Genomic DNA, 17,308 nt, shown 5'->3' with positions numbered 1-17,308 from the left:
AGATTAATGCGTTAGAACAACACATCGATGAGCAAATGTTATTCCCAAAATTCCGTCCCGTCCTTTTATAGTGCTTATAACCAATCGTTATGATGTCTGATTAACCCATTGATTTATATGAACTCCAGTGGGTGGCAAGAATAAAACCTTAGTTTGTATGTGTGATCCTTATCATGTTTGTTGGCGTAAACCCTATCGATGATTTCTGTATCCGCCTCTCAATGAAAATGACAAAAAGATTAATAGCTTAGGGAATCTCGCGCATGCGTAAAAAATGAACTATACGTTGTAGGGCAGGATGCAAATAACTTACGAAGAGGTTTCTATGACAGCGAAATATGGCGCTAAACGTCGATTAGCGATTTTGGGTTCAGCAATGATGGCCGCGTCCAGCGCCACTTTTGCGGCAGAAAAGCCAAATATATTGGTCATTTGGGGGGACGATATTGGTCAATCCAATGTGAGTGCATACACCTTCGGTCTGATGGGGTACAAAACCCCGAATATTGATAGCATCGCTAAAGAAGGGATGATGTTTACTGATTATTACGCTGAGCAATCTTGTACTGCGGGTCGTTCTACGTTTATTACCGGTCAAAGCGTCTTAAGAACAGGTTTGAGTAAAGTAGGCTTGCCGGGTGCAGACATTGGCTTGCAAGCAGAAGATGCAACCATTGCTGAACTGCTTAAACCTATGGGTTACATGACAGGTCAATTTGGTAAAAACCACCTTGGCGATAAAGATGAATTCCTTCCAACAGCACACGGGTTTGACGAATTTTTTGGCAACCTTTACCACCTAAATGCTGAAGAAGAACCTGAAAATGAGGATTATCCAACCGATCCAGAGTTTCGTAAGAAGTTTGGGCCTCGTGGCGTAATCAAATCATTTGCTGATGGAAAGATTGAAGATACCGGGCCATTAACGCGTAAGCGTATGGAGACTGTCGATGAAGAAACACTCGACGCGGCACTTGATTTCATGGATCGCGCAGTTAAAGCGGACAAGCCATTCTTCGTTTGGTGGAACGCAACACGTATGCACTTTAGAACGCACGTGAAAGTCGACAGTAAAGGCGTGACAGGTGTCGGCAATTACGCTGATGGTATGGTGGAGCACGATCGACACGTTGGACAACTACTAAAACAAGTAGATGAATTAGGTATCAAAGACAACACGATCGTTTTCTACTCAACGGATAACGGCCCTCACATGAACTCTTGGCCTGATGCTGGCACAACCCCATTCCGTGGTGAGAAAAATACTAACTGGGAAGGGGCATACCGTGTTCCAGCAATGGTTCGTTGGCCAGGTAAGATTGAGCCAGGAACGGTATCTAACGAAATCATGCACCATATGGACTGGATGCCAACCTTCGTTGCCGCTGCTGGTGATGATCAAATCAAAGAGAAACTACTGAAAGGTCATACTGCGGGTGATAAAACCTTTAAGGTCCACTTAGATGGTTATAACTTCCTTCCTTATCTAACAGGTGAAGAAGAAAAAGGTCGTCGTTCGGAGATCTTCTACTTTACTGATGATGGTGATTTAGCGGCGCTTCGTTACAATCAATGGAAAGCAGTATTCATGGAGCAACGTGCTACGGGTACGATGCAGATTTGGTCAGAACCGTTCGTGACGTTGCGTCTTCCTAAGTTATTTAACCTGCGTATGGATCCATACGAAAACGCAGATATTACTTCGAATACCTATTATGACTGGTTGCTAGACCATGCTTATATGTTTGTCCCTGCGCAAGCGTATGTTGGCGAGTTCTTAGAAACGTTTGCTGAATACCCACCACGCCAAAAAGCAGCAAGTTTCAGTTTGGATCAGGTAATGGAAAAACTTCAAGAGAACCATAATAAGTAATTTGCGTTTCAAACAATTACTCATAAATGAACACCTACAAATAGAAAGAGCTCTTCGGAGCTCTTTTTCTGTGTATTTCAATGAGTAAATCCTCGCCACGAATAAGAGTCACAACTATCGCGAACGCTGCCACTAAATACTTGTATTTTAGTCGTTTTTACGTCTACCTTAATAAGCATAAGGATGTATGAAAACAAGGAATGTTATGTCTGCATGGTCGTGCTTATTAGTGAACGGATTTAAACACCTGCGAGTCTCAGCATTATCCTCTATGTTGTCACTATTTATGTTGTCGATACTGAGCTTTAATGTCTATGCCACTGAACAAGCTTCGCCTTTTAACTCTAAAGCTTCACATGTCGGCTCTAAAGCCACCTATGTCGGTTCGGAAGCCTGTGTTGATTGTCATAGTGAAGAAGTCGAAGCGTGGCAGGGCTCTCATCATGATATGGCGATGAAGCACGCTACAGACGAATCTGTGTTAGGCGATTTCAACGATCAAACAGTCACTCATGACAGTAAACCCAACCGATTTTTCCGCAAGGGTGAAGAGTTCTGGGTCAATATCGAAGGGCCAGACGGCCAGTTCAAAGATTACAAAATCAGCTATACCTTTGCCTTTGAGCCTCTACAGCAGTACATGGTTGAATTTGAAGATGGTCGAGTACAGTTGATTCCTTTTGCTTGGGACTCTCGAACTAAGGATGAAGGTGGCCAGCGTTGGTTTCACCTCTATCCGGAGATGACTAATACTGATGAGTTTTATTGGACCAACAGTGGCCAAAACTGGAACTTCATGTGTGCCGATTGCCATTCTACGAACCTAGAGAAAAACTACGACAGCACGAGTAATACCTATAACACTACTTGGTCTGAGATTAATGTCGGTTGTGAAGCCTGTCATGGCCCTGCGAGCGAACACGTAGAGCAGGCCAAGCTAGCCAAAGCTAACGGCGGAAAGGATGCTCAAGTCTCGGCGCATTATGGTTTTGATCGCGACTTGTCGAAGTCGGTGAAAGAGTGGATCTACCAAGAGGGCAACTCAACCCTGCAACCAAAAGACATCATCCATACCGACCAAGTTCAAACCTGTGCTCAATGCCACAGCCGACGTACTCAGTTGAATGAAACGGGAGACCACGTGAACGGGTCATTCTTTGATAAGTATCGCCTGAGCTTAATTACTCCTGAGCTTTACCATAACGATGGTCAAATCTACGATGAAGATTACGTTTACGGATCTTTCCTTCAATCAGTGATGGCTGAAAAAGGCGTCACATGTACTAACTGCCATGATCCCCATACCGCTGAACTAAAAATTGCGGAAGAAGCCGTGTGTAGCCAATGTCATATTGCATCAGAATACACGCCTGAAAAGCACACATTCCACGAAGCGAATACAGAAGCTTCACAATGTACGACTTGTCACATGCCAGAGACGACTTACATGGAGGTCGACCCAAGGCGTGACCACAGTTGGCATATCCCACGCCCTGATATTAGCCAACATATTAAAACACCAAACGTCTGTACTAGCTGTCATGAAGACCAAACTGACCAGTGGGCAGATAAACAGATTGGTGAGTGGTTCCCAAACTCTAAGTATCGTAACCAACAACATTTTGCGGTTGCTTTTTATGCCGACTCAATAGGACACAGAGGGGCAGAGGATGCGTTGGCATACTCGGCTCAAGATTCTAACTTAAGCAATATCATTCGAGCATCAAGTTTAGAACGCTTGGGTGGCAACACGGGCAAGAATACACTTATCTCACTTGCAAGAGCGGTGAAACATGACGATGAGATGATACGTCTAGGAGTTGTACAAGGTTCATCCGGTTTTCCGTTTACCGATCGTTGGCAGATCTTAGAGTCACTGCTCACGGATCCGGTTTTGTCGATTCGTGCAGAAACTGCAAGCGCATTGGTGCGTTACTGGGGAGAAATGAATCCGCTGCAGAAAGATCAAATCAAGCCAGCACTGGAAGAGTACATCGAGATACAGCAATTTAATGCCGACAGAGGGTTTGGACGTACTAACCTAGGTAACGTTTTCCGAGATTTAGGTCAGCATGAAAAGGCGATTGAGTTTTATCAAGGCGCTATTGAGATAGAGCCTTATTTCGAAAATAGCTACGCCAACTTAGCTGATTTGTATCGTGCACTTGGCGACGAGCTAAAGGCATTGGCGACATTGAAAAAAGGCATTCAAGCACAACCTAAATCGAGTGTGTTGCCATATAGTGCAGGGCTATTAATGCTGCGAATCAAAGATTACAAACAAGCAACCAACTACTTAAAACAAGCGGCTGAAACGGGACAGACGGATCCACAATATTGGTATGTGTATGGTTTGGCATTGGAAAAATCGGATGTACTTGCGGCGAGCCAGTCATTACACAAGGCTTACCAATTTAGCCGTAACCCTCAACATTTGTATGCACAATGTGAAGTATTGGCGCGAAATAGCCATATACCGGGCGTACCTAAAGCGTTTGAACAGTGTATTTCATCATTGAGTAAAGTGGCGCCACCAGAAGCTATTAACCAATTGAAAGCTAGGTTTAAATAAAGCGATGAGGTGAGCTTGGCTATCGAGCTTGCTGCTTATTCCGCTTGTAACCAATTATCGCGTTTATAACTAATAGTTATGGGGCTTGTGAGTAGGATGTACGCAGCCAGATTGAATTAAGGGAAGACCTATGAACCATGCGCAACAAGCAATAAACCAACTGATTGAACAAACAGAGAAAAGTGTTATCGGTCAGAGCCACGTCGTTCGGGCTCTGGTGATAGGGTTATTGACTAATGGCCATGTGCTTTTAGAAGGGCTTCCTGGTACAGCGAAAACTCGCTCAGTAAAATCGCTGGCGAATCTACTTAACACCAGTTTTGGTCGAATTCAGTTTACGCCAGACCTACTGCCATCTGATGTGACGGGTACGGAGGTGTATCAGGAGCTTGATGGAAAGCCTCAACTGCATTTCCAACCGGGTCCTATTTTCAACAGCATTGTATTAGCGGATGAAGTGAACCGTGCGCCTGCAAAAGTACAGGCTGCTCTGCTTGAAGCGATGGCGGAAGGTACAATTACGGTGGGTGGTCAAACTCATATTCTGCCAGATCTGTTCATGGTATTAGCTACGCAAAACCCAGTTGAGCAAGAAGGTACGTATCCACTCCCTGAAGCTCAAATGGACCGTTTCATCATGAAAGTGACGGTTGATTACCCAGAAGATGAAGCAGAGCGCGACATCATTCGATTGGTGCGCAGTGAAGAGTTAGGGAATGAGACCAGTTCTGAGCTTGTGACTCCACAGCATATTGAGCCTGAGTTGGTGCTTGAGGCTCGTCGTCAGCTTCCAGATATTACCGTTTCCGATTTAGTTGAGAGCTACATTGTGGCCTTGGTCATGGCGACACGAAAACCTGAACGTTACCCAGAATCAAACCTATCAAAGTGGATTGAGATTGGTTCAAGCCCGCGTGCTTCCATCGCGTTGGATAAATGTGCTCGCGCTTATGCATGGCTTCAAGGGCGTGACCACGTCACTTTGGACGATGTGCGTGCCATGTTGCCAACCGTATTCGGCCACCGATTCTCGCTGTCTTACGACGCATTGGCCGATGGTGTTGACCATCAAAGAGTGGTTGAAGAACTGCTCGATAATGTTGAGATTGGATAACTAGGGGGCGTCATGGCGAAGCCAACACAAGCTCCTAAATCACAAGGCCTTGATCCTCGACTGTATTGTGATTACTCAAGGTTAGTGCGAATTCAGGCTCAAGCTGAGTCGTTTTCTTTACTGCCTCATCTAAAGGCGGGCAGTGTACTGTCGGGTAGACACAACTCATTGTTCCGAGGTCGAGGCTTGAATTTCGAGGAGCTACGTCACTACCAACTCGGTGATGATATTCGTAACCTCGATTGGAAAGTCACGATGCGAACAGGCAAACCTCATGTACGCAGTTATACCGAAGAGAAAGACCGTAATGTGATGATCTGTGTTGATCAGCGCAGCTCGATGTTCTTTGCTTCTCAAAATACCATGAAGTCGGTTGTAGCAGCCGAAGTGGCAGCATTGTGTGGATGGCGCGTGCTGAAAGATGGTGACCGTGTCGGTTTCGTTTTAGCCTCGCACCAAAAGCTCTTTCATACTAAAGCTCAACGTTCTCAATCGGATTTATTGGTTCAGCTAAAACATCTTACCAAAGCCAATCAAAGCTTAGGCGTCAATGTAAGTGATGGCGATAATGTTGGTTTTAGCCAGTGGATTGAACTGATCAAACGAATGAGATTAAAACAGTCGACCTTAATCTTTATTAGTGATTGGCGAGATTGCCAAGAGCAACATCTTGACCGACTAAAGCAACTACAACAACACAACGACATTCTAGCCATTATGGTCACCGATCCATTAGAGCAATCTCTGCCTCAAGATCTTGCAAGTGCAAACTGGGTGGTGGGAGATGGTCGCTTTCAACTTAATCTGGATAGCCAATCTAAGGTTAACCTCGCAAGTGAAAGTCTTGCTCAGAAAGCGGCACTTCAGAAACAGTCCCTTGCTAAATTGATGGCGATGAAAAACCTCCCTTATATCGAATTAGACACGTCAGGCAATCACATATCTCAACTGCAAAAGCTAGTGGGAGGGCGCTAGATGGCCGTTGAACATACGCCTCCAAGTACTTATATCCTTCGCGACCTGCACGATGTCGCCATTCCCGAGAGCGTGAGCTGGATGCCGCAAACTATTGGTTGGAAGATCCTCGGTGTCGCCTTGTTGTTGGTTGTCATCTATCTGGCTTATCGTTTGGCGCAGAGATGGTGGAATAACCGTTATCGCAAAGAAGCTCTTCAAGAGCTCATGGTATTGGATGCAAGAGACAAGAACTCAACCGAGCGAACTTTCAAGGTACTGAAAGTGGTGCTTCGTTACCTAGACAGCAGCAATGCCAAGCTGTTTGGCCAAGCCTATGTGAATCGTCTGAACGCTTATCTGCCTGTTAGCGCCAACACGAGTGAAAACAGCAATGCGTTCTTTGCCAGTGAAATCTCAGAATTATGGATGCAGAGCTTAATTGACCCTAATGTGCGTTTGAGCTTTGAACAGCGTTTAGAGGTGATTCAAACTGCGATGATGTGGTTAAAGCTTCATAAACCCGATGTACAAACAAAACCGAATGTACAGGTAATGGCTGAGGGGCAAGATAATGTTTGATGTTTTATCTGCCAGCTTTGAATTTGCGCACCCGCTATGGTTTATCGCGCTGCCTCTGCCGTTGTTGGTCTACTTTGCCGTGCCAGCTTATCGAACTAAGCAAATGGCGATTAAGGTGCCATTTTTTCGAGAATTGGTTGAAGCGATTGGGGAAGCGCCGTCAGAAGGTGCAAGCCAGTTAACACCAAGCTGGTGGCAACGAACTACGCTCATTATTACTTGGGTATTGGTCGTGTGCGCGTTAGCGAAACCAACCATTCTTGGTGAGCCACAGGTTCGCGAACAATTAGGTCGGGATGTGATGGTGGTGGTCGACTTGTCGGGCTCGATGGTGGAGCAAGATTTTACCTCTAAACAAGGCGATAAAATCTCTCGCTTAGATGCGACCAAAGAAGTGTTAGCTGACTTTGCAAAAACCAGAAAAGGTGACCGACTCGGTTTAATCTTGTTTGGTGATGCAGCGTTCGTACAAACGCCATTTACCGCAGACCAAGAGGTATGGCTTGAACTGCTTAATCAAACTGATGTGGCGATGGCAGGGCAAAGTACGCACTTAGGCGATGCAATTGGCTTAGCGATCAAGGTGTTTGAACAGAGTGAAAAGCAAAGTGCTGCCGTTCAAGATTCAAACGTCGATACCAACGAAAAAGAGAAAGTCGTGATCGTATTAACAGACGGTAATGATACAGGAAGTTTTGTTGAGCCTATCGATGCCGCAAAAGTTGCCAAGGCTAAAGGCGTTCGAATTCACGTGATAGCGATGGGTGACCCACAAACCGTTGGCGAAGTGGCTTTAGATATGGAAACCATCAAGCGTGTGGCTCAAGAGTCTGGTGGCGAAGCCTTTGAGGCGCTCAACCGCGACGAACTGACCAAAGCCTATGCTCAAATCGGTGAACTAGAGCCTCAGCTGTACGAGAGCACGACTTATCGTCCTAAACAGGGGTTACATCATTACTTGATGGCGATTGTTGTTGTGATGTATTTGACTGCGTTTAGCTTGGCGACAATCCGTAGAAGATCGCTTTTGGTTTCTTCAAAGAAAAATTTGAAAGGAGAGAAAGATGCCTGATTCTCTCATGTTGCAACAGTTCTTTACTCAGTTTCACTTTATTCGACCATTGTGGTTGTTGGCCTTTATTCCGATGTTCTTCCTGTTATGGGTTCGTTGGAGAGAAGAGACAAAACCAACGTGGAAAGACATTCTACCTGCACATTTACGTGATGCATTGACCATTGGCGAAACAGGTTGGCGCAAGCAGTTACCGTTGAAGCTATTGGTGGTGATTGTGACTATCGCGATCATTATCTGCTCGGGCCCAACTTGGCAACGCGAAGCTTCGCCTTTTGGTGAAGATAAAGCGTCGATGTTGGTTGTACTCGATAATAGTGAATCCATGCTCGCTAAAGATTTGCCTCCAAGTCGCTTGGAACGATCTAAGCAGAAAATTAGAGACTTATTGGCAGCTCGCAAAGGCGGAAATACGGGGTTAGTGGTTTATTCAGGCAGCGCACACGTCGCGATGCCCGTCACGCAAGATAGCAAGGTATTTGAACCGTTCCTTGCAGCTATTACACCTGACATCATGCCTGTTTCAGGTAAGTCAGCAGAAGCAGCGCTGCCACTAATTAATCAGCAATTGTCTGGTGAGTTAGGCTCTTCTGTACTGTTGGTATCAGATGGTGTAAACCCAAGCACTATTAGGGCGTACGAGAGTTTCTTTAACGACAATCCGTATCAGTTGCTCATTCTAGCCGCAGGAAATAGTAATGTGGTGAGTGATAATCCAGTTGACCTCGATTCATTGCGAAATTTGGCGAATAAGACAGGTGGTCGAGTGATTGAGGTGACCGTTGACGATTCGGATATTCGACAACTGAATCAAGCCGTTGAAAGAAACATGCAGCTTAACGGTGAGTCTTCAATGCCTTGGAAAGACATGGGATACGGTCTGCTTGTTCCAATGGCGATCATCATGTTGTTGTGGTTTAGGAAAGGGTGGTTGGTTCAGTGGTGTGTGGTTGGCCTGATGATTTCAGGCAGTATTTATTCACCAAGCACTTTGGCGAAAACAGTCAATTTAACTGCTGAGAAACCAGTTGTGGTGGAGTCGCTTACAGTTTGGGATAAGACCGCTCAATGGTGGTGGGGTTTATGGTTAACGCCCGACCAACAAGGTCAACGTTTGTTGAATCAGAAGGAGTACCTTCAAGCCGCCAAACATTTTACTGATCCAATACGAAAGGGCGCGGCTTATTACTATGCTCGTGATTTTAAGCTCGCTCACAGTGCGTTCTTGCAAACCAAAACTGACCTTGGTTTGTACAATGCAGCCAGTGCGTTAGCTAGGCAGCGTGAATACCTTGCGGCGCGAGACCTCTTGAAGTCACTAAGTGAGAAAGAGGATCTGTCATCAGAACTAAGAACGGATGTGGAGAACAATTTTGCTGTGCTTAGTGGAATTGTCGAAGAGGTGAATCGAACCAGTGAAAGCCAGTCTGGAACCACAGATGGCCCTGAAGAATCTTTAGAACTCGAAGACGATCAGCCGCGAACGGGTGATGGTGCTGAAGAAGAAACGGTAGCGGAATTGATGCTTAAGGAAACGCTTAATGCCAATGAAATCTTGGGCAGCCAAGAGCTTGCCGACAAGTGGTTAAAACGAGTCGAAGCGGATCCTAAGTTCTTCTTGAAGTCCAAGTTCCAAATTCAGTTAAGAGACCCTGCACCGTCTATTAAACAGGCGCTAAAACAGGAACAGGCATCAAAACAGGAGCAAACACAATGAGTCGATACGATTTAGCTCTTGAAGCGATTCAATCAAAGCGAACGCGATTCACAGCCCGTACATGGTTGCTGTCGATGACTCTTATGTTGAGTTGGTTTGTTCCTGCCGTTTCTTCTGCTGCCGATATCTTCGATCTGCAAAAAAGTGGTGATGTGGAGCTTATCGCTTGGGTAGGTGAGAAACCCAAGTCAGGCGACAAAATAACGCCGGCCAAAGTCAGCGTAAATGAACAGGTCATTCTGAACATTGAGGTGGCGACACCGCGCTGGTTAACGGGCGGCACTCGAATCGGCAGTATCGAAATCCCTAACGTGATCGCTAAGCAGCGTAACCAACTCGCGACCAACTACACAGAAAGAGTCGGTGGTACTACATGGTCACGTCAGCGTTGGGAAGTGACGCTTTATCCGATGACTTCCGGTGAGTTTGTTATTCCAACCGTGCCGGTTCGTATCCAAGTTTCTGCTCCTGATGGTTCAAACGTGGGCGGTACGCTTTACACACAGCCGATTAAGTTTGAAGCTTCGTTGCCTTCAGGTTTACTCGATAATGAAACGCCTTGGTTTTCTGCGACAGAAGTCGATGTAGAGCAGCAATGGCAACGTTCGAGTGAAGAGCTAAAAGTTGGCGATGCCATTACTCGAGCTATCACGATTAAGGCAAAAGACAGCCTTTCTGTGTTGCTGCCAGACGTGCTAACCAATGAGTCCACTCAGCAGTTCCAAGCTTACCCACAACCCAACCGTTTGGATGATACTCAAGAACGAGGTGATTATCGCTCAAGCCGAGTTGAAGAGACGGTATATGTTATTCAACAAGGTGGTGAGTTTACGCTCCCAGAGTTTTCATTTCAGTGGTGGGACAGCAAAAATCAACGCCTTGAAAACGTGGTGATAAAAGGTGAAGTGTTTGAAGCCAAACACACAGTCCAATCTTTCATCAAGGCCTACATGTCGGTGTTTATTACTGTTGGTTTGGCGTTGTTGGTCTGCATTGCGTTGATTGTTTCCGTTAAGCGTTACTACGCAAATCGCCCAACACCGAGTTGGCTAGTATTACGTCGTTTACTCAAGCAGGGTAATTGGGCTGCATTAAGAACCTTTATCTACCGTCAATTGCGAAATGAAACCTCTCAGTTAGAACTGAATAAAGCGCAACATGGTAAATCAAACGAACAAAAGCGTTGGCTAGAAGATAGCGAAGCCCTTCAACAAGGAAGTGAAGATAAAAACGTATTCACTCGTTTATTGAAAGGGTTACGTAACTTGCCCAACGATAAATCAAGCCAGAGTGAATCTCGTTCAATTTTCGACCGCTTGAAAATTCCTAAAGCCTTGCCAGACTTAAAAGATAGAACTAAGTAGCAAACTTTAGTTATTCGCATCGAACATCATCGGCAGGTTCTCTACTATGGGGAACCTGCTTCTTTAATATGGAACTGTATGAAAAGTACCGAACTAAATCTAATTCCTATATTTGTTGCTATCTATGAAGAGCAGAACTTATCTAGGGCTGCTAATCGCATGGATATAAGCCAACCAGCAGTGAGTAAAGCACTTGCAAGGTTGAGAGATATCTATGATGAACCACTGTTTCATCGCACTACATCAGGCGTAGAGCCAACCACATTCGCTATTGATATCTATCCTGCAATGGCCGCTGCACTTAAAAACTTTACTTCTACCTTATCTGCATCAAGAGATTTCGACCCTAAAACTTCAGGTCGCGTGTTTTCAATTGCCTGTGTCTCGGCAGCGAGCTACGAAATGATGCCAAAAGTCATGCAGTTAATCAGCCAAGTCGCACCAGGTATTGCGTTAGAGGTTCATCCTCTGTTTACCGAAGACTATGAGTCCGATTTAAGGCTTCAAAGACACGATGTTATTATCGATATGACGCCCAAAGGAAGAACCATGCTTAAGCACGAGGTGATCTCTAAAGAGGAGCTGGTGGTGGTGTGCCATAAAGATCATCCTACGATTGGTGATACGATCGATATGGAGCAGTTCTTAGCACTTGAGCATGTGGTTGTATCTCGTTGGCATGCTCGTAAAAGCCTATTGAGTTCTGAACACTACAGTGACCTTGAAAAACGAAGAATAGTCTATCGAGCTGCAGGTGTCGTTGAGATGTTGCCCGTTATTGAAGGCTCTGATTACATCGGAGTTATGCCTATTTCATCTGTGCGTTGTTTTTCTGAAAAGTACAATGTTAGAACGCTGCCTTTACCTTTTGAACTCGATGATCTCGACATGTGTATGATTTGGCACCCAAGCCGCACTAACGAGCCAAGCCATAAGTGGTTGCGCGCTAAAATAAAAGCGGCAGCAAAGGACACATCAAGTTAGCCCCAAAAGGACACTGTTATCGACTGCGTTCGTGCGATTTTGAATGGAAAAAAGCCAATACAGTGACACTTTGACTATCGATAAAGGCTGTTTGGCCAGTGGGGCAGTCCGAAGGCTACCCTTTATTAGTCAAGAATCAGTGAAGGAACTTAACTCACTGAAACATTCCGAATGTAAGGAACAGACACTAAGCTTCTTTTGGCCTATGTTCTGAGTTATGTAAGAAGTAAGACACCCAATCTTCAATCGGCAAAGGTCGCGCAAAGAAATAGCCTTGAGCATACTTACAGCCTATTTGGCGCAGCGTCTCAACATGGTTTTGGGTTTCAAGGCCTTCTGCTATCACTGAAAAATTGAGTATTTGCGCGAGTTTAAGCACCGCGCAAGTAATCTCGTAATCAACTTTTGATGAGTTGATATCTTCAATAAAGCTCCGATCTAACTTTACGCAATCAGCCGAAAGATTCTTCAATACCGACAGCGAAGAGTAACCCGTACCAAAATCATCTATAGCAATCTTGTAACCCTTAGAATGAAGCACCTCAACGGTTCTCGAACAGGTTTCAAAATCACGCATCATGTCTCTTTCGGTAACCTCAAGCAGCAATTGGTGAGGTTGGCAATCCGTTTCATCCAGGATCACTTGTAGCTGCTCGGCTAGGTCTGTCATATAGAACATTCTCGCTGAGAAATTAATTGAGAAAATCACGCCTTGTAGATTTATTCCCGCACGTTGCCATTCAGTGATCAAGTTCGCCACTTTCTTGAACACCCACTTATCGATGTCGATAATGAGGTCACTTTTCTCCGCAACTTCAAGGAAATCAATCGGTGGCAGTAAGCCCAATTTAGGGTGTCGCCAACGAATAAGAGCTTCGGCGCCAATGATGCCCTGTGAGTCTAAGTCGACTTTGGGCTGGAAGAATACTTCAAGCTCGTCATTAGCAATCGCTTGATGAAGCCCTATGTTAGTTTCGATTAAGTCGTTCACTTCATGGGTCATTTTATCCGCATAGACTCTGTATTGGTCTCTACCGTTTCGCTTGGCATGATACATGGCGGTATCTGCGTTGCGAATTAGGGTTTCACGGTCCAAACCATGAGTAGGGTACTCACAAACACCAATACTCGCGGAGACGAAGATAGAATTATCATCGATGTAATACGGTTTTCTTAATGCTTGGTTCAAGCGACCGGCGATCGGTTCACCTTCCTCTAGGCCAATGTTGGAATACACAACCAAGAACTCGTCGCCACCCATTCGAGCAACAAAGCCTTTATCGCCGACTAAGCTACTCAGGATGTCAGAAACATTGACTAATAAGTTGTCTCCGGGCGCATGTCCTAAGGAATCGTTAATGGTCTTAAATTCATCAATATCGAGATAGAACAGTAAGAAAGAGGCGTTGCTCTCACTGGATTTTCTAATCTCTTCATCCAATTGTTTGGTGGCCAATAGTCGGTTAGCCAAATTCGTCAGTGGGTCATGGTGCGCGAGGAAGTCGAAGTTCTTCTTCTCTTCAGTGAGGTCGAGATAGGCCTCAGACAGCCTTAAAGCCATGTCGTTATAGGCTTTTTCTAAGTGATACCATTCGTCACTTCTACCCAAGTTGATTGGGTTTTTGAGGCTACCGGATTCTAAACGGTCGAAGCCATGTCTAAGTGCATTGAGTGGTTTTCGAATGTGGTGTCTAACAACGTGGCTAACCAGCAACATCGACAATACAACAGCTGAAAAGCTGATAACAATCGCATTGAGCCTTGATTGACCAATCTCTTTTTCGAGCTGGTCGGTTAATTCTAAGGCTTGGCTTTGTACGCGTGATTCGGTTTTTTCTACCATCTCCAACAAGTCACTTTGAGCAACTAAGAGCGATGCCATCACCAACCAACGCTGTTCCAAATTCGCTCGAATGCGTTTTAAAGCCGCGTTGTATCGTTTCACTGTTCGATGAATTCTTTTCTTCTCAGCAATCACCGCTGAGGTTTCGATATCGACGTTTTCTAAGTGGAGCAAAAATATATCGAGTTCCTTCTCAACCTCGATAAGCAGGACTTTCTCCGTTTCTGGCGTGATGCGGCTGTGAATATCACCGACCATTTTCCCCGAGGTGAGGAACGACTCTCGTAGCATATTGATGAGGTCTAATTCATTGTTATAACGGATGAAATTAGGTTGGTCTAAGTGCCTTAGCTTACTGTCGGCTATCGCAAATTCGAGTTGATCAAGTTGCTCGGCTAATGCAGCGTCGATTTGATTGGTCTGCTTAAGGATTCGATTCAATGCTAGTGAACTGCCCAAGAAACGGTGGAAGTTATCGATAAAGGCATCGATCTTTTGCGAGAAACCTTCGTTGGTTGAGAGACCTCTCAGTCGTTGCAGTTGGAAATCAACATTGAACGCTTCTTCAGACAGCGTGGTTTCGCTGAACAAAAAAGTCTGTTCCAGCAGTTTAACTCGAGAGGTGAGCGTAAACACACGACGGCTGATTTCAGAGTTAACAATCAAATCTGATACGTGTTTGGAGGTTTCGGTTTTGAGCGTCGACTCGACGTAATAGAGCGAGCGGATCACCATGATGACCGCAAGGCTCACAATCAATAGCGAAAGCAGATTCGAAATAATAAGCCGTTGGGTGATGTTTATCTGAGGTAGTTTCATTGTGGCTTCCAAATTTTCAGATATGCTTCACGGTAGCCATTTTTAGGGTCGTAGATGCCTTTGTCTGACTGGCTGATAAGTTCTTCAACATTATCGGGCGTAACGAGATGTACAGGGGCAGAGTAGCCACTTGGAGGCATCTGGTTGAATGCTCGGTTGAGCTCGTCGACAATTTGCCAGCCTTGTAGGTATAAGGGCTCAGGTACAGTCGCCAGTTGGAATTGGCCGCTATTGATTCTTTTGTACGCGGCCTTGCTGCCGTCACCCGCTGAAATGTTTTGTGGTATTAACCGATACTCTTCGAGATTAGATTCCAAAGAAGGGATCGCGTAATCAATGTAGAGGTCGTTAATGGCTAAGATATGAGTGATTTTTTCGCCATATTTATCATCAAGGTTCTTCAATGTCGCAGGCATCTGCTCGGCAATTTTATCGAGCGGCAAGTAGTTCAACTCAAGTACATCACAAGTACCGCAACGCTTGATGGTGTTGATCATCGCGTTGGCTTTGATCATCGCAATTTCATAGTTCGGGTCGGTAAACACCACGGTTTTTGCTCGTCCGTTTGAGTTTACAATCGCGAGTAGCGCGGCTACTTCCGCCACATCGAGAGGGTCGGTGGTAATGTTGGTGTATAAGCCGATTTCAGGGTTGCCACCGACCAGCTCAGTCGCGTGCCAGCCAATGACAACGATTCCGAGATTTTCCGCTTGTTTCAAAATGGTTTTGTGTCGAACAGCATCAATGCCGCCAAGAACAATGGCATCGGGTTCAAAGCCAATTGCTTTTCGGATAGCCGCACCCTGGCGCACTTCTGAGCCTAAGCCATCAATGAACCTCAGATGCCAATTGATCTTTGAAATGGCCTCCGAGATGCCTTTACCCACCCCGTAAACGCCACCATTACGTAAATCAGACGCGACAAAAATAACGTTCTTTTCATGGCGCACAGCTGGGCCTTGTGTTGGGCCATCCCACGTTCGTTGGTTAGAAACCGCACGCATCACTTTTTCTTCAGCATATTGGAAGAAATCGCCTTCATGATTACCCGCAAAACTCTGAGAGCAGCAAGTAGTAGCGAGCAACAAACTCGCAAAATTTAATCTCTTATTCATATGGCTTATAAAACACTTTAACTTATAATCGCCCTATATTTATAATATTGTTAATGAACATTCAACATTTGGTAACAGTTATGCCGGGTCAAATTTATAAAAATGTTTTACTAACCTTACTGACAGCGTGTTTTTGCCTCCCTTTATACGTCAATGCTGACGGGGTAAGGTCGGAGGCTGATGTAAAGAAACTTGAAAAGTTTCAAGAGACTGTAAGTGGCGAGCCGATTTCATTAGCTCCGATGTTGGTAGAAAAACCGGTAAGAATTGCACTAATTTACCCAAGTGCAGATATTTCTGACTTTTGGACAAGAAATTATACTGCATTGAAGGAAAGGCTCATCGCTTTGGAGCTACCTTTTGAGATCAGTGAGTTTACCTCAAGGCAAATTGAACACTCATTACAAACCCAATACACCGAGCAAGTCCTGAATTCTGAGACGCCTTATGACTTCGTCATTTTTGGTCCTTCTGAACTGGGTATTCAAGCCGGCAACATTCAAAAGTTGTCCGCTTCCAAAGATTTCAAAACCTTTATTTGGGCGTTTCACACACCTAATGAGCAATGGAAACATCAACCAGACAGCTGGTTTGATTTCTCAAGCGCGATGGGGGCTGAGGTGCTTTGTAAGCATGTGGTGAAAGAGTTGGGAAATGAAGTCGAGTTTTCAGCAAACCGAGGGATCCCGGGAATAACAGATACTCAACGTTCACAAGGTTTCATTGATTGTGTTGAGGATAAAGGTGATTGGTTAACTGTGTATGAGCACTTCGGACAATACCAGAAGATAGGTGGCGCCGATGGGGTTCGTTTGGTGCTCGGCAACTTCCCTGAAGTGACCATGGTTCACAATGCAAATACGGCGATGACCATGGGAGCTGTGGATGCTTTAAACAAGGCTGACATGTTGTCTGAAATCTATGTGACGGGTTGGGGCGGTACCGCGAAAGAGATAGAAAAGATCCGTTCCGATGAATTAGACGCAACGCCGATGCGAATGAGTGATGACCTTGGTGTGGCAACGGCCGAAGCGATTAAGTTTCACTTGGAGGAGCGAGAGGCAGAGGTCCCATTGGTTTATTTAGGTCGTATCACCGTTGTGCATAACAAGATGAATGACGACCAATTAAATCAGCTAACCAGAGAAGCGTTTCGTTACTCGGGCAAGAATTAGGCTCGATTTAATCTATCCGTTGTCAATCAAAAAGAGCCGCTTATCTGTTTCGACATAGTGAGTCAGAACTAGATAAACGGCTCTTTTATTGCGTGGGTTCCGGATTCGAAATCAAAATGACGAA

The 17,308-nt window shown here is 45.2% G+C and carries 12 protein-coding genes; 10 read left to right on the top strand and 2 right to left on the bottom strand.

Annotated elements, in window-relative coordinates:
* Positions 1 to 325 precede the first annotated feature (325 nt).
* From ATB74_RS05910 to ATB74_RS05870, 9 genes are all read left to right on the top strand, one after another.
* Positions 326 to 1,873 (top strand): arylsulfatase, encoded by a 1,548-nt coding sequence (locus ATB74_RS05910; protein ID WP_061017747.1) that lies wholly within the window; start codon positions 326 to 328, stop codon positions 1,871 to 1,873.
* 205 nt (positions 1,874 to 2,078) lie between these two features.
* On the top strand, positions 2,079 to 4,445 hold the full coding sequence (locus tag ATB74_RS05905) for a multiheme c-type cytochrome (protein WP_061017207.1): 2,367 nt from the start codon (positions 2,079 to 2,081) through the stop codon (positions 4,443 to 4,445).
* A gap of 130 nt (positions 4,446 to 4,575) precedes the next feature.
* Positions 4,576 to 5,559: an AAA family ATPase gene (locus ATB74_RS05900; protein WP_061017205.1), complete on the top strand. Its 984-nt coding sequence runs from the start codon at positions 4,576 to 4,578 to the stop codon at positions 5,557 to 5,559.
* 12 nt (positions 5,560 to 5,571) lie between these two features.
* On the top strand, positions 5,572 to 6,534 hold the full coding sequence (locus tag ATB74_RS05895) for a DUF58 domain-containing protein (protein WP_061017203.1): 963 nt from the start codon (positions 5,572 to 5,574) through the stop codon (positions 6,532 to 6,534).
* Positions 6,535 to 7,095 (top strand): DUF4381 domain-containing protein, encoded by a 561-nt coding sequence (locus ATB74_RS05890; RefSeq protein ID WP_061017200.1) that lies wholly within the window; start codon positions 6,535 to 6,537, stop codon positions 7,093 to 7,095. It abuts the gene before it with no gap.
* On the top strand, positions 7,088 to 8,167 hold the full coding sequence (locus tag ATB74_RS05885; protein ID WP_061017199.1) for a vWA domain-containing protein: 1,080 nt from the start codon (positions 7,088 to 7,090) through the stop codon (positions 8,165 to 8,167). The genes ATB74_RS05890 and ATB74_RS05885 overlap by 8 nt, the downstream gene beginning before the upstream one ends.
* The gene (locus ATB74_RS05880; RefSeq protein WP_061017197.1) at positions 8,160 to 9,884 is read left to right on the top strand and encodes a vWA domain-containing protein; all 1,725 of its coding nucleotides are present in this window, start codon (positions 8,160 to 8,162) and stop codon (positions 9,882 to 9,884) included. The genes ATB74_RS05885 and ATB74_RS05880 overlap by 8 nt, the downstream gene beginning before the upstream one ends.
* On the top strand, positions 9,881 to 11,248 hold the full coding sequence (locus tag ATB74_RS05875) for a BatD family protein (RefSeq protein ID WP_061017195.1): 1,368 nt from the start codon (positions 9,881 to 9,883) through the stop codon (positions 11,246 to 11,248). The genes ATB74_RS05880 and ATB74_RS05875 overlap by 4 nt, the downstream gene beginning before the upstream one ends.
* 78 nt (positions 11,249 to 11,326) lie before the next feature.
* Positions 11,327 to 12,232 (top strand): LysR family transcriptional regulator, encoded by a 906-nt coding sequence (locus ATB74_RS05870; RefSeq protein WP_061017192.1) that lies wholly within the window; start codon positions 11,327 to 11,329, stop codon positions 12,230 to 12,232.
* A 187-nt stretch (positions 12,233 to 12,419) separates the two neighbouring features.
* Here the strand turns inward: ATB74_RS05870 and ATB74_RS05865 are convergent, their stop codons facing one another.
* Both ATB74_RS05865 and ATB74_RS05860 read right to left on the bottom strand, forming a co-directional pair.
* On the bottom strand, positions 12,420 to 14,894 hold the full coding sequence (locus tag ATB74_RS05865; RefSeq protein ID WP_060981431.1) for a putative bifunctional diguanylate cyclase/phosphodiesterase: 2,475 nt from the start codon (positions 14,892 to 14,894) through the stop codon (positions 12,420 to 12,422).
* The gene (locus ATB74_RS05860) at positions 14,891 to 16,009 is read right to left on the bottom strand and encodes a substrate-binding domain-containing protein (RefSeq protein ID WP_060981430.1); all 1,119 of its coding nucleotides are present in this window, start codon (positions 16,007 to 16,009) and stop codon (positions 14,891 to 14,893) included. The genes ATB74_RS05865 and ATB74_RS05860 overlap by 4 nt, the downstream gene beginning before the upstream one ends.
* 80 nt (positions 16,010 to 16,089) lie before the next feature.
* Between ATB74_RS05860 and ATB74_RS05855 the strand changes: the two genes are divergently transcribed.
* Complete coding sequence (locus tag ATB74_RS05855; protein WP_060981429.1) at positions 16,090 to 17,184, top strand: substrate-binding domain-containing protein; 1,095 nt, start codon at positions 16,090 to 16,092, stop codon at positions 17,182 to 17,184.
* Positions 17,185 to 17,308 lie beyond the last annotated feature (124 nt).

This window comes from Vibrio splendidus, assembly GCF_001557875.1.
In the GTDB taxonomy this organism is placed as follows: Bacteria; Pseudomonadota; Gammaproteobacteria; order Enterobacterales; family Vibrionaceae; genus Vibrio; species Vibrio splendidus_F.
This window is presented reverse-complemented; position numbering and strand designations above follow the sequence as displayed.

What these genes read in the sequence shown, in the direction of transcription:
- ATB74_RS05910 (WP_061017747.1), top strand. Translation starts at nt 326, where the DNA reads ATGACAGCGAAATATGGCGCTAAACGTCGATTAGCGATTTTGGGTTCA.
- ATB74_RS05905 (WP_061017207.1), top strand. Translation starts at nt 2,079, where the DNA reads ATGTCTGCATGGTCGTGCTTATTAGTGAACGGATTTAAACACCTGCGA.
- ATB74_RS05900 (WP_061017205.1), top strand. Translation starts at nt 4,576, where the DNA reads ATGAACCATGCGCAACAAGCAATAAACCAACTGATTGAACAAACAGAG.
- ATB74_RS05895 (WP_061017203.1), top strand. Translation starts at nt 5,572, where the DNA reads ATGGCGAAGCCAACACAAGCTCCTAAATCACAAGGCCTTGATCCTCGA.
- ATB74_RS05890 (WP_061017200.1), top strand. Translation starts at nt 6,535, where the DNA reads ATGGCCGTTGAACATACGCCTCCAAGTACTTATATCCTTCGCGACCTG.
- ATB74_RS05885 (WP_061017199.1), top strand. Translation starts at nt 7,088, where the DNA reads ATGTTTGATGTTTTATCTGCCAGCTTTGAATTTGCGCACCCGCTATGG.
- ATB74_RS05880 (WP_061017197.1), top strand. Translation starts at nt 8,160, where the DNA reads ATGCCTGATTCTCTCATGTTGCAACAGTTCTTTACTCAGTTTCACTTT.
- ATB74_RS05875 (WP_061017195.1), top strand. Translation starts at nt 9,881, where the DNA reads ATGAGTCGATACGATTTAGCTCTTGAAGCGATTCAATCAAAGCGAACG.
- ATB74_RS05870 (WP_061017192.1), top strand. Translation starts at nt 11,327, where the DNA reads ATGAAAAGTACCGAACTAAATCTAATTCCTATATTTGTTGCTATCTAT.
- ATB74_RS05865 (WP_060981431.1), bottom strand. Translation starts at nt 14,894, where the DNA reads ATGAAACTACCTCAGATAAACATCACCCAACGGCTTATTATTTCGAAT.
- ATB74_RS05860 (WP_060981430.1), bottom strand. Translation starts at nt 16,009, where the DNA reads ATGAATAAGAGATTAAATTTTGCGAGTTTGTTGCTCGCTACTACTTGC.
- ATB74_RS05855 (WP_060981429.1), top strand. Translation starts at nt 16,090, where the DNA reads ATGCCGGGTCAAATTTATAAAAATGTTTTACTAACCTTACTGACAGCG.